This window comes from Enterococcus sp. LJL51, assembly GCF_049894025.1.
In the GTDB taxonomy this organism is placed as follows: domain Bacteria; phylum Bacillota; class Bacilli; order Lactobacillales; family Enterococcaceae; genus Enterococcus_L.
This window is the reverse complement of record NZ_JBNEQE010000012.1, coordinates 1-12,068: the sequence shown is the minus strand read 5'-3', so window position 1 is coordinate 12,068 and position 12,068 is coordinate 1. Positions and strand designations below refer to the sequence as shown.

Sequence of the window (12,068 nt, the reverse complement as noted above, 5' to 3'; positions counted from 1 at the left end):
TCAATAATTTTGCAGCATTTCGGTTAAATAAAGTTCATCGGCTCTGCATCAATTGATAGTTTCATCCCTTTTGCGGTTGCCGCCTGCGTGTCTGATAGAATTTTTTTCAGAATCCCGTGCAGCTGCTCTTCTTTTTTATACTTAATAATCATTTGGTAGTAATACCGGTTGTTCACCCGCATAATTGCATTAGGTGTTGGACCCAGCAGTATACTCTGATCTGACAAACCCTGCTGCAGCTCTTTCATAATAGAAAACATCTGCTTAGCAGCATAGCTTTCTTCCGGATGACTGGCTGTAATTTGTACAGTGAAGTAAAACGGCGGATAATCTCCTCTATGGCGAATCTGCATCTCCTGCTGATAAAAGGCTTCGTATCCCTGCTCCTTCGCCAGCTGAATAGCATAGTGCTCTGGATTAAAGGACTGAATTACCACTTCACCCGGTTTTTCAGCCCGGCCAGCCCGGCCGCTTACCTGCGTCAGCAGCTGGAAGGTGCGCTCACTAGAACGAAAATCCGGCAGATTCAACGCTGTATCAGCATTCAACACCCCAACTAATGTAACATTAGGGAAATCCAAGCCTTTAGCAATCATCTGAGTACCTAGAAGAATGTCTGCTTCCTGACGTTCGAACGCTGAAAGGATTTTTTCATGGGACCCTTTGCGTCTAGTGGTATCCACATCCATCCGTAAAACCCGGCTATCAGGAAAAAGCGCCTTTAATTCTTCCTCTACTTTTTGCGTTCCTGTTCCATAGTAACGAATTTTATCGCTTGCACAATTAGGACATTTGTAAGGAATCCCTTCTTCATGACCACAGTAATGACATTTCATCGTTTTACTATCCATATGCAGCGTTAATGAGATATCACAGTTCGGACAAGGCAATACATAACCGCAATCCCGACACATGACAAACGAAGAGTAGCCGCGCCGGTTCAGCATCAGTACACTTTGTTCTTTCCGCTCCAGACGTTCCCTGATTTTCTCCTGCAGCAGCCGTGAAAATGAAGAAACATTTTTCTGTTGAACTTCCGCACGCATATCAACCACATCGATGGCAGGTAAGCTTGCTGAAGTATTCGCCCGCTGAGTCAAAAGCAGATGCTTGTAGACCTTCTTTTGCGCCCGTGCTCTGGATTCCAATGATGGTGTAGCACTTCCCAGTACAATGGGACATCCATGAAACGCTCCCCGCCAGATAGCAAGGTCTCTGGCATGATAACGCGGTGTTTCCTCCTGTTTATAGCTTGCTTCATGCTCCTCATCAATAATAATTACACCTAGACGAGACAGCGGAGCAAAAATAGCAGAACGGGCACCAACCACAACTTGTGCTTCTCCACGTTCGATTTTACGCCATTCATCATATTTTTCTCCTTGGGACAAACCACTATGGAGAACCGCAACTTGTTCGCCAAAACGGCTTTTGAAACGCTGAACCATCTGTGGTGTTAATGAAATTTCTGGTACTAGCATGATTGCTGTTTTCTCTTGAGCCATTACTTCTGCGATAACTTGGAGATAGACCTCTGTCTTACCACTGCCGGTTATCCCTTCCAGCAAATAAGTGTCTGGCTGTTCTGTTTCCATCGAGTGGAGAATATCCTCAACAGCTATCTGTTGCTCTGCATTCAACTGCAGTGCTTCCGTCTTCGCAAACTCCTGGTCTGCAAAAGGATCTCGATAGGTTTCTTTTTCGATAAAACGAAGCCAGCCTTTTGCTGTGCCATCATTCAAAACAGCTGTGCTAAAGCCTTTCTCCTTCATGTCTTTAACAGCAATCAGCTGCTCTTCATTTAATTTTTGGAGAAACTGCAGCAGCTGTTCCTTTTTTCTTGACCCTTTTCGCAATGACTCTTTTTCTTCTTCCAGTCGTTCAAAGGACATTGCTGTCTGCACATAACGGGTCATTTTAACTCTATTTTTCGTCTGAACCTCATAACGAATATCGACCTTCTGCTGTGTACGGAGCTTCATCAACTGAGGCAGAATATTTCTGGCTTCCGCCTCCTCCCAGGATATCTCCTCCAGTCCGTAAAACAACTCATCTTGAAGGGCTTCATCAATTTCATCCGTTAAATAAATATATTTATGATAGGCAGAACGCATTACACTGGGAAGCATCGTTTGAAGACAGGTGATTTTAAAGGCAAAGACCTTTTCTTTCATATAATCAGCCAATGCCAGCATTTCCTGATTCAACACAGGCTTCAAATCTAAAACTGACGTAATCTCCTTTAGTTCATAGGCAGAATCCTCTGCTGCTTCTCGATCATCAAGAGCAACGATAAAGCCCTGAACGTGTCTATTGCCCATCCCAAAAGGGACTTCTACCCGCATACCTACTCTAATCTGTTCTCTCAGCTTTGAAGGAACCAGATAGGTAAACGGCTGATCTGTCTGCATGGTTGGTACATCAACAATGACTTGTGCAACTTTTTCCATATCGATCCTTCCTTTCTATGTACTGAAAATCTCTTTGCCTATTGTACTAAAGAATCGGCTGTTTGTCTTGTACCTCTGTCGGACAATATTAGACGAAAAAAAGCCGGGACGCAGATTCGTTATCTTTGCCCCCGCTTCTAACTATCAATAATCATTGAACAAGCTGAGGCTATTCTCCTTAAGCTCATGAATTAATGAGAAGGACTGCCGCCCTCTATGCCTGATTTCACCTTGTTCATTTCTATAAATTGCTTTCTTCCCGAATACGTTCTTCCAGTTCCTTTTGTTCCTGTTCTTTAAGCATTTTCTGCTCTTCCTTAGCCATCCGCAGACGTTCACGCTTATCTTCTGGATTCGGATCATTGATAACCATTGCAGCATCAATTTCTTCCAGTGCTTGTCCAACACTTTTAACAGACTCAAAGCTTTCGATTGTCGGCTGTGCGCCAGCTTCTAATTCATGGGCACGTTTACTTGCCAGAATAACTAGTGAATACTTTGAAGGAACTTCTTTTAATAATGAGTCAATAGACGGTTTCAACATCATTTGGCTACATCTCCTTTAACATTTTAATATATTTTCCAATCACTCGATCAACACGGAAATGTTCGCTTGCTATAATCCGCTTGATTCGTTCTACTGCTAATGATACTTTATCATTCACCACAGCGTAATCGTATAGTGCCATCATTTCAATCTCTTCTTTTGCGACCTGCATCCGCTGCTCAATCACAGCCATATCATCTGTTCCCCGATTGACTATCCGGGATTTCAGCTCAGCCAAATCCGGCGGTGTCAGAAAGATGAAGACGCCGTCAGGAACTTTTTCTTTAACCTGCTGCGCTCCCTGCACCTCAATTTCCAGAAAAACATCTTTTCCTTCATCCAGTGTCTGGTTTACATAAGAAAGAGGGGTCCCATAGTAATTGCCTACGTATTCTGCATACTCCAACATTTCCCCTGCTTCAATCATTGCTTCGAATTCTTCCCTGCTGCGGAAGTAATAATCGACGCCCTCTACTTCGCCCTCGCGCTTTTTACGAGTCGTCATAGAAACAGAATATTGAAATTCATGTTCTTCGCTTTCAAAGATTGCTTTGCGAACTGTACCTTTGCCAACGCCAGAAGGACCTGACAATACTATTAGTAAACCGCGATCTGCCATGATGACTTCCTTTCAATTATATGTCTTTGTCATTATTTCTATAATGCACTTTTTTTCAGCAATTTTCAAGACTTTATCATTAAGGTTTTCTAAGAAAATCACTTCTTACACACAAAATAGATAGCTGCGCTTGATTTCCACTATTTTTCAATGAAAAAAGCCTCCACCTAAGTTGCTCTTTCTCTCTTAAACAATACTCTTACTGTTTGCAGAGCTGTCAAAAGCGTTAAAGAAGACCTGCACTATTTTGTTTCCTGCTGTTTTTTTCTACTAAGCTTGTCCATAAACGTTGCCAATACCGGTTCAAATTTTGTTGGAAGCAGATAATTGACAAGAATCGCCACACCCAACCCAATAAAGCTGTCTACTACTCTATTAAGCGCATAAACATAAGAAGAATGGGCAGGAATCATAAATACAATGGTCAATAATGTGGCAGTTGCACCGACTACGCCCTCTTGAAATTGAAACCTTACCAGAATCGTAATCATCGCTACAATTGTCAGCGGAACAGCAATCAGCTGGACGAGTTCTGAATCCCCAAACAGATTAAAGATGAAAATCACAAAAACTGACGTAAGCGCACCGATTGTATTGCCTGCTACTCGATGCTTGCCAAAAGAAAGGGTGTTGCTCATATCCTCTCTAAGGGTAAATACCGCGGTAATAGCCGATACCACATACGTTTCTCTACGAAGCAATATACTTAATAAAATACAGATAAACACACTAACTCCAGTTTTTATGGTCCGCAGACCAATCTTAAACCCAAACATACATACTTCTCCTAATCAATACCATTGCTTTCCATTCTAGCATAAAAACCTATTGAAAACCGCTGATTTTACGACAATGAACCAGGAAATGAAGTGAATCTCTTTTTTTATTAATAAAAAGCATAGAAACAAGAAAGCTGTCCAGATACAGGACGAATAAACATCCCTTCTCTAAACAGCTGATTATTTGTTCGATTTTCTCCTTAGTACAAATATCTCTTACTCATCCGCTGCTTTTTGCCTGCAGACAGCATTGAAATGCATTTAGCCTTCTAGCGAGCTCTTACTGCGGATAATCTGTGCATGGTTGTACTTCTTGATCAGAAATTGCTTATGAGGAGGAAATGCGGTTAAGTTGTAATATCTTTCATAATACTTCACAGTTGGGGAATCAAACTCCTCGTGCCATGGTTTAATGTGTCCTGAATAATGGATAATTTTAGGCTGCTTTCTGGTTTCTCTATATTCCTGTTCACCTTGGGCAGTTGGATGCTGTTTGCTCCTTTCCATTATATAGCTTTGTGCATTCCAGCTGGGATGCAGCCGCAGCCAACGATCATGCAAAACAGCATTCAATGCGTCCTGGTCATGAAAACGCAGTTTTTCTGGGTATTTGTCGATAAAGTTCAGGACTTTTTGGGAAATATCATTTTTCAGCCATGCATCAACATTAATCAGCATCAAGCCTGAATTGAAGTAGCAGGTGGATACAACGGGAAGCTCCATTTTTTCTAAACGATGATGGAAGCCTGCATCCTCTACCGCAGCCAATAAATAGTCGGATAGGTCAACGGACCAGAGATTGGTAATGTCTGCTGCAGCAACCATATCGCAATCCAAATAAAGCAGTCTCTCTACCCCTTTGTCTCGAAATAGTTCAGGAATAACAATCCGGAAATAAGCGGTTTTCGGTATTCGGTCACTTTCCACCGCATTTGAAAAGTACTCCTCGTTTACGTTTAAAAAAATAGCCTGCACATGGTAGGGCGCTAGACTTTGCTGAAGGAGTTCCTTATTCTTATAGCTAATATTGTCTTCAACAACATAGAATGCAAAATTAGAAAATGGTTCACAGGTATTTTCCAAAATCGATATAAACAAAGTGGTTAGATGAGGGACAAAAGCATCGTTACAGCAGGAGACAATAGTGATTTTTTCTTTATTCATTAGAAACCACTTCCTTTTTAGTATTTTTAAAAATGCTTGCTCCCAGTTTCTCCATGTACAGCTGCTGATATGGATGATCCACCAGGGTATTCCACGGCTTGTCATGGCCAGTAAAATGAATGATTGCAGGATCATCATTGCCTTCTTTATACAACATCTGATAATGCTCATTTGGCGCCGGATGTCTTTCAAAAACCAACGAAGTCTGCATATTCCAGCGGGGATGCAGCGGCGCCCATTGCTCATAAAGAACAGCATTCAAGGCATCCTGATCATGATAAATGATTTTATCTCCATGTTCAGTCAAAAATGCCAGAGTCTTTTCTGTAATCCTTTTTTCATTCCATTTTTTTAGGTCTACCAGTAAGACACCTGAATTAAAATAGTAATCCTGCGATTCAATCCCTAGACGCGCCAGCGCTTTTGTTTGTCCTGGATCAATCACTGCACCAATCACTTTATCCTGCAGCGGGCAATCGTACAATTTTCTGACATCATCCAATATTAACGTATCAGCATCAATGTAGAGAACCTTAGTATACTCATAATCCTTTAGGAGTTTAGGTAGAGAAATTCTAAAGTAAGCTGTTGTTGTAATGTGGTCGCTGACTAGGAAATCGGCATACAGGCTGTTATCAACTGGTAAGAAGCTGATTGAGGCTTGATTAGAATGGATTTTGACAGTTTGCTTCAAATAATTTTTACTTGTCCTGGATATTTTATCATCCAGTATATAAAAATCGATGGCTTCATTCGGAGAAGTGTTTTCCAATAAAGAAGTGATCATTACACACAAGAATGGTGCATAATGTTCATCGGAAGCACTCACAACAGGTATTTTTTCAAATTGCATATAAGATCTCCCCTTTCTTAAAAATAAGATTAAAACTAAATGATATTTTTTTCAAAAAAAACGACTTAAAACCAAAAATACAGGAACAAAAAGCGAGAAATAAGGGAAATTTATTGTTTTCCTATGCATATTTTTGAGTATAAATTAAAACGAGGAATTATTTCAAGGTCCTATAGCTTATCTCCCATCTCACAAATTGAAATGAAAAAATCACTAAATTTCTAACAGCTTAACTGCTAAAAAAAACGAATAAAGATTGAACAAGAAAACTTACACCTGTTATGATAGTTTTAGGAATCAACCAAAAGTAATGACTATCTCTCTTGTAAAATAGAACCTGGAAGCATTTAAAAAGTCGAGCTGATAGTCTAGCTTTCGGCATACCATTAGCCAAAAAAATACGCGAGGTGAAAATCATGGATACAGCCTTAACATTACGGCTGGCTTGTGAAAAAAATCAGCCAGTTGATGACAAAACAGCGTTGCAGCTCTTAGAGACATCTTCTTTGGTCAGCAAATTGACTGAACAGCCAACCTCTGAAAATAATTTGTCTAACCTGTTCAACTTGGTAGCCTTAGCAGAAATTCCCTTTGCCGGTCATTTAGAACATACGAAAGAACTACTGAATAAAATAGAACAGACCTTGGCTACACCTGAGGGGTTTTCCTATACAGGTGCTGGAAATGATATTGTTCCATGCTATAATGCTATGCTGCTGGAGGCTTATACCCGTTTAGGTCTGAGTCAATCCGCTTCCGCACAGAATGCGTTAAACTGGATTAAGAAGTATCAGCTATTTGAACGGGAACAACAAAGTACTTGGAATGGAACAGGTATTTTTAAACACGGCGGTTGTCTAAATACTGTACCCTGTTATATTGGTATTGGAAAAACCATGCGGGCGCTGCTGACCTATCGGGAATACCAACAGGAACCTGATTTAGAAGTAGCTGAGCTTATCAAACAAGGCTTAGCTTATATGCTGAAGCATCGTTTTTTCCTACGTTTGTCAGAAGAACGACCAATAAGCAAACATATCACTGCTTCAGCTTTTCCCCAAAGCTATTTTTTAAGCCTGACTGATTTAGTCTATATCATGGGAAAAGGCAGTGTAACGAATGACTCTCACGCACAACCCTTGCTTGAACTGCTTCAAAAAAAGCAGATTGGCAATAATCAATGGAAGCTTGAATATATATATTCCTATAAAGGCTATGTTAGCTTCGAGAGCCGCAGAAAGCCTTCTGAATGGCTTTCCCAACTTTACCCTCTCTGGCTGCTGAATGGCTGAAAAAAGAAAACCGTTGAGGCTGCAGCATTCCCTGCAATAGCCTCAACGGTTTTTTTAATATTTTCCAAGCTTCTCTAAAAGCCCATGTTTGACAATGTATTAACAACACCCATAAGCTCATCATGACGACGAATCTGCTTTTCCGCTGGTCCATCGACTTCTTCGGTATCAATCCGAACGACAAAGCGGCGGTTCAACGTTACAAAAGTGTCTTCGTTAATTCGCAGGTTAAACGCCTCTTCTGTGTATGAATCACAGGCATCCTGCCAGACGTCAAAGACCTCTTTCTCGGAAGAAATCTCTCTTTTCACAACTGACTTTCCGCTTAATTCATGAAATGTTACATCGTAGTATTTTATCATTACTGCCACCTCAGTTCAGTTTTTCTATCTCTATTATTATAGCTTGAAAAGGCAGAATCATAAACGAATAACCCTTATTCTACGTTCTGGATTTGTTCACGGATTTTTTCCAATATGGTCTTGAGCTGAACAACAAAATTCTTAATTTCAATCGGGCTTGACTTAGATCCGATTGTATTGACTTCACGATTCATTTCCTGAATCATGAAATCCAGCTCCCGACCAACAGGCGCAGTTTGCAGCAGCAGCTCTTCCAGTTTTTCAATATGAATAACCAGCCGATCCAGCTCCTCATGAATATCGCCTTTTTCTAAAAGCAGTGCCATCTCCGTCAACAGACGACTTTCATCCACATGAGCACCCAACCATTCCTTGAGCTTCGTTTCAAAACGCTCTCTATAATCTGTTTCATAAGCAGCAGTGAACGTCGTTAGCTCTGTCACTAGTCCGGAAAAATCATTCGTATATTCCTGCAGAACCTGTTGGATTTTCTCGCCTTCCCGGCAACGGCTCTGATCCGCTTTTTGAACGCCAGCCTCAACAGCTGCCAGGAAAAGCTGTGCAAAGTGTTCATCCGTTTCCTTACTCTCTATAATTTCCACATATTCCGAGTTGTTCAACAATTGATTAACACTAGCAGCTGGATTAAATTCTCCAATAGAATAGCAGTTCTGAAGCTCTGTCTGAATGTCTTCCAGCAGCTGATGAATCAAGTGCCAGTGAACCTGAACCTCTTTGCTGCTGTCGCTGTTTTTTTGAATATTTACATAGACCTCTACACGGCCCCGCTGAAGCTTTTCTTTAATCAGCTGACGGACATCCAGCTCATAAGCATTTGTTTCTTTAGGCATTCTTAGCTGTATGTCCAGAAACCGATGATTGACTGTTTTTATTTCTACATCAATCTGATACTGCTCGTTTTGTAGTGTTTCTTTTCCAAAGCCGGTCATACTTTTCATTGACAGGGTGTCCTTTCTACATGGATTTTAGTGTTTCACGCAATGTCTCAAATTCTTCATTGGTTAAGGTAATCCCTTTTCCCATTTTTTCATGATCAGGTGCCCAGTCTCTTAAATCAAATTTTGGCGGACGGTCGTTCCAGCTGACTAGATTCAATTCCTTACGCCAGCCTTTTGCATTTTCTGAAAGTACAGCTATTTCTTCTACAATTTCGTATGAAAATTCTTGAGCCACTAGTTATCTTCTCCTTCTTCTCGTATAAATTCTTTAAGTAATACCAGTAAAACCATTACTGGAAAACGGTCAAACAATAATTTTAATCGTTGGTTTTTTTCTACTTTTTCCACGCTAAGGAAATCAGTCAGCAGCTGCAGCTGTCTTCGCTCAGACAATAAGAAAAACTCCTCGTAATATCTTCCCATCCATTCCTGTACAGAAACCATTCCCAGAAAATCATTTTCAGCGGTTTTTTCGGTCTGGTTCTTAATCGACTGGATAAACTCAGCGAATGTATATAACCGGTTAGGCAGTAAATCAGCTGATTTACCCAACAGCTCCAGCAATGCCATACTGATGTTTTCTTCGTACACCCTGTCTTTATAATATTTACGCAGTTTTTGGTAGAACTTTTTTCGCTGCTCTCTGTTTTTCCATAACGACAGCTGATAATTTTTTCGGAGATACTTGAAAAATTTTTCTTGCAGCTGTTCAGACACCTCCACCGAGTCACTAAACGTGTACCAGTATCCGCTGTATTTTTCTAAGGCTTTCATCATTTCAAAATACCCAAGCTGAATGTTGACAGCAGAGCGTGCACCATCAAAAAGTAATACAGTGCCTAAAGACCAAGGTGTTTTTAAATAGAGTACCGGATGGGCATCAGGGAAACTAATCCGTTTAGTATAGCCAGGACCCTTAACATCAACAATTATCGATTCTGTCCCGCCATTTGCCAGGGCCACATCTGCTGGTATATTATTTTTATAGCCTCCGTCAACATAGTATTTTCCATCAATGTTAGCAGCTGCCATTGCCGGAAAAAAGGAAGATGAGGCTAACAGCCATTGCTGCCACTGCTGATCTTTACAGGTATTGAAATGAATGACTTTCTCCGTTACTCCCGGAAGCTCGGTCGTCACAAGATAGAAATCCTGTACAGCATTATTTAGTTTTTCTTGTGAAAAGGTATCTTTCAACAGCTGCTGCAGAGGCTGTGTAGAAACACCTCTAGTCTGAATAGCTGCTATAGTAAATGAAGCAATTTGGCTAAGCATATCGGAAAATGTATTACTTGAACGCTCTTTCATCGGAAATGAGAGAATTTGATTGGTTTCAATTCTTTCCCACATCGTTCTAGCTTCTTCCAAATCATCTTGAATAATCAACGCGCCATTGAGCGCGCCAACAGAAGTTCCTGTAATCAAACGAATGGAAATCTCCTGTTCCTTTAGCGCCTGCCAGACACCAATCTGATAAGCGCCCCGTGCACCTCCTCCGCCTAAAACTAATGCGGTATGATAAGTTAGTTCTTTACTTGCGACACGGTTTCCTTGAATCTGATACCCTTGTTTAAACAATCTATATGTTTCCGGTTCTGTCAGTAAGCGATAGAATTTTATTATGATTATCCGCTCAAAACTGCGCTTGCTTATATTCTCGATGCAGTCAAAAACAAACTGCCAGCCGATCGTTAATAGACGGGGCGTCAAAAGATTCAGCAGCTGCCCATCTTTAATACTGAGAAACACTGTCGGGGTATTATCTTTAAAAATAACATAGGTCTTCGTTTTATAATCAAGCAGCTGTTCAAAGAAATCCTGCTGTGCTTCAGAATGAGTGCCGTATAAAGGCAAAACACTCAGTGACTGACTGATGTCTAGTGAGAAATCGTAGCTATCCGAGGGAAATAATCTTAGCACCTTCATTGAGTCCGCTCCAATCTGAGAAGTTTTCTATAACTCTTACACATAATTATAACAAAAATTACAGGTTTCCCGCTGATTTTACTGTTTGTGTCAGCAAAAAGGGCGAGGGAAGCACCCTAAATCTTTTATATGAAATAAGCAGAGCAATCAACGATACTACAACCAATAGCCGAACCACACCTAAAAATCCGCTTCTTGATTGAGCCTTATTCTGTACCCTTTTGTTGTTCTTCACGCCATTCTGTATATGCATCATTCAATTGCTGAATATAAAAAGGAATCCGTTCAGGAGTATTTTTTAACAAACCTAACGCTCGTTTTTCTGCCTCCAGCATTTTTTGATCCACAATGTGCATGAGTTTCTGCATCTCGACTTCAATTTTGTGAAGCTCATCTGCAACGTGAAGCTCATCCGCTACTCTTTCAGGATTATCCGGATAATGATTTTCCAGCTCCTTTTTCAGCTGTTCACGTACAAAGGGATAGTGCTTCACATGGTCAATCTCCACGTTTATTTGCGGTCGTTTATCGTCCATACAATTCCTTCTTTCCTGTTTCAATAATTACAATTCAATAAAATATTAGCAGCTTGATAATTCAATAGTAGACACTCATGTTTTCACTTTTTCTTTCAGTTCCCTTACAGTGTATATACCGATAGTTTTTTTGCAAGCAACGGAAAAACCAACCAAATAAATCAGTAATAAACTCGATTATCTATGCTAAAAGCAGCATTTATATCTCCCACTAATTAAAACTATTCTAACATATATAATTCTATTAAATAAACGAATGAAAAATAGGCAAAAAAGTGAGTGGGAGTGGGACATAATCCACTCTCAAAAAGAAAATAAGCTCGATTTTGATGATGAATGTCAAAATCGGGCTTGTTTTTTTTCTTCCCTTCTCTTTCTCTCCATATATTTTCCTAATTTTCTTAGATTTAGTGCCATGAGAGCCAAACCAACATCAATCTTCGCTCCTTGTTTTCCACGTAAATGGAAACGATGGAACGCCAAATGAGCCTTTAGATGCCCAAACACTGGTTCTACATCGATTTTCCGTTGTCGATAAATCGAACCTGTTTTTTCATCTGAAAGCTTCTTCTTGCATTCTG

The 12,068-nt window shown here is 40.4% G+C and carries 12 protein-coding genes and 1 pseudogene; 1 reads left to right on the top strand and 12 read right to left on the bottom strand.

Annotated elements, in window-relative coordinates:
- Nucleotides 1–23: 23 nt before the first annotated feature.
- From priA to ACPWSO_RS11620, 6 genes are all read right to left on the bottom strand, one after another.
- Nucleotides 24–2,450, bottom strand: a complete 2,427-nt coding sequence (priA, locus tag ACPWSO_RS11645; RefSeq protein WP_426083517.1) for a primosomal protein N' — start codon at nucleotides 2,448–2,450, stop codon at nucleotides 24–26.
- Between the two features lie 241 nt (nucleotides 2,451–2,691).
- Nucleotides 2,692–2,997 (bottom strand): DNA-directed RNA polymerase subunit omega, encoded by a 306-nt coding sequence (rpoZ, locus tag ACPWSO_RS11640; protein ID WP_426083515.1) that lies wholly within the window; start codon nucleotides 2,995–2,997, stop codon nucleotides 2,692–2,694.
- A gap of 4 nt (nucleotides 2,998–3,001) precedes the next feature.
- Entirely contained in the window at nucleotides 3,002–3,616 is a 615-nt protein-coding gene (gene gmk, locus ACPWSO_RS11635; protein WP_426083513.1) for a guanylate kinase, read from the bottom strand.
- 242 nt (nucleotides 3,617–3,858) lie between these two features.
- Nucleotides 3,859–4,392, bottom strand: a complete 534-nt coding sequence (locus ACPWSO_RS11630; protein ID WP_426083511.1) for an FUSC family protein — start codon at nucleotides 4,390–4,392, stop codon at nucleotides 3,859–3,861.
- 264 nt (nucleotides 4,393–4,656) lie between these two features.
- Nucleotides 4,657–5,559 carry a glycosyltransferase family 8 protein gene (locus tag ACPWSO_RS11625; protein ID WP_426083509.1) on the bottom strand — a complete coding sequence of 301 codons (903 nt, stop codon included), beginning with the start codon at nucleotides 5,557–5,559 and terminating at the stop codon, nucleotides 4,657–4,659.
- Nucleotides 5,552–6,412: a glycosyltransferase family 8 protein gene (locus tag ACPWSO_RS11620; protein WP_426083507.1), complete on the bottom strand. Its 861-nt coding sequence runs from the start codon at nucleotides 6,410–6,412 to the stop codon at nucleotides 5,552–5,554. Before ACPWSO_RS11620 ends, ACPWSO_RS11625 begins: the two co-directional genes overlap by 8 nt.
- 416 nt (nucleotides 6,413–6,828) lie before the next feature.
- Between ACPWSO_RS11620 and ACPWSO_RS11615 the strand changes: the two genes are divergently transcribed.
- Nucleotides 6,829–7,704 (top strand): hypothetical protein, encoded by an 876-nt coding sequence (locus ACPWSO_RS11615; protein WP_426083506.1) that lies wholly within the window; start codon nucleotides 6,829–6,831, stop codon nucleotides 7,702–7,704.
- A 74-nt stretch (nucleotides 7,705–7,778) separates the two neighbouring features.
- On the opposite strand, the gene ACPWSO_RS11610 is transcribed toward ACPWSO_RS11615, so the two are convergent.
- From ACPWSO_RS11610 to ACPWSO_RS11585, 6 genes and pseudogenes are all read right to left on the bottom strand, one after another.
- Nucleotides 7,779–8,066, bottom strand: coding sequence for a hypothetical protein (locus ACPWSO_RS11610; protein ID WP_426083504.1), 288 nt, complete (start codon nucleotides 8,064–8,066; stop codon nucleotides 7,779–7,781).
- A 74-nt stretch (nucleotides 8,067–8,140) separates the two neighbouring features.
- Entirely contained in the window at nucleotides 8,141–9,025 is an 885-nt protein-coding gene (locus ACPWSO_RS11605; RefSeq protein ID WP_426083502.1) for a YicC/YloC family endoribonuclease, read from the bottom strand.
- 16 nt (nucleotides 9,026–9,041) lie between these two features.
- Nucleotides 9,042–9,260, bottom strand: a complete 219-nt coding sequence (locus ACPWSO_RS11600) for a YdbC family protein (RefSeq protein ID WP_426083500.1) — start codon at nucleotides 9,258–9,260, stop codon at nucleotides 9,042–9,044.
- Entirely contained in the window at nucleotides 9,260–10,951 is a 1,692-nt protein-coding gene (locus tag ACPWSO_RS11595; protein ID WP_426083498.1) for a patatin-like phospholipase family protein, read from the bottom strand. The genes ACPWSO_RS11600 and ACPWSO_RS11595 overlap by 1 nt, the downstream gene beginning before the upstream one ends.
- A 206-nt stretch (nucleotides 10,952–11,157) precedes the next feature.
- Entirely contained in the window at nucleotides 11,158–11,487 is a 330-nt protein-coding gene (locus ACPWSO_RS11590) for a hypothetical protein (protein ID WP_426083496.1), read from the bottom strand.
- Nucleotides 11,488–11,731: 244 nt separating this feature from the next.
- Nucleotides 11,732–12,068, bottom strand: a pseudogene (locus tag ACPWSO_RS11585) (transposase); the annotation flags it as partial.

Excerpts from the sequence above, each read along its gene's own strand:
- priA (WP_426083517.1), bottom strand. The coding sequence starts at position 2,450 with ATGGAAAAAGTTGCACAAGTCATTGTTGATGTACCAACCATGCAGACA.
- rpoZ (WP_426083515.1), bottom strand. The coding sequence starts at position 2,997 with ATGATGTTGAAACCGTCTATTGACTCATTATTAAAAGAAGTTCCTTCA.
- gmk (WP_426083513.1), bottom strand. The coding sequence starts at position 3,616 with ATGGCAGATCGCGGTTTACTAATAGTATTGTCAGGTCCTTCTGGCGTT.
- ACPWSO_RS11630 (WP_426083511.1), bottom strand. The coding sequence starts at position 4,392 with ATGTTTGGGTTTAAGATTGGTCTGCGGACCATAAAAACTGGAGTTAGT.
- ACPWSO_RS11625 (WP_426083509.1), bottom strand. The coding sequence starts at position 5,559 with ATGAATAAAGAAAAAATCACTATTGTCTCCTGCTGTAACGATGCTTTT.
- ACPWSO_RS11620 (WP_426083507.1), bottom strand. The coding sequence starts at position 6,412 with ATGCAATTTGAAAAAATACCTGTTGTGAGTGCTTCCGATGAACATTAT.
- ACPWSO_RS11615 (WP_426083506.1), top strand. The coding sequence starts at position 6,829 with ATGGATACAGCCTTAACATTACGGCTGGCTTGTGAAAAAAATCAGCCA.
- ACPWSO_RS11610 (WP_426083504.1), bottom strand. The coding sequence starts at position 8,066 with ATGATAAAATACTACGATGTAACATTTCATGAATTAAGCGGAAAGTCA.
- ACPWSO_RS11605 (WP_426083502.1), bottom strand. The coding sequence starts at position 9,025 with ATGAAAAGTATGACCGGCTTTGGAAAAGAAACACTACAAAACGAGCAG.
- ACPWSO_RS11595 (WP_426083498.1), bottom strand. The coding sequence starts at position 10,951 with ATGAAGGTGCTAAGATTATTTCCCTCGGATAGCTACGATTTCTCACTA.
- ACPWSO_RS11590 (WP_426083496.1), bottom strand. The coding sequence starts at position 11,487 with ATGGACGATAAACGACCGCAAATAAACGTGGAGATTGACCATGTGAAG.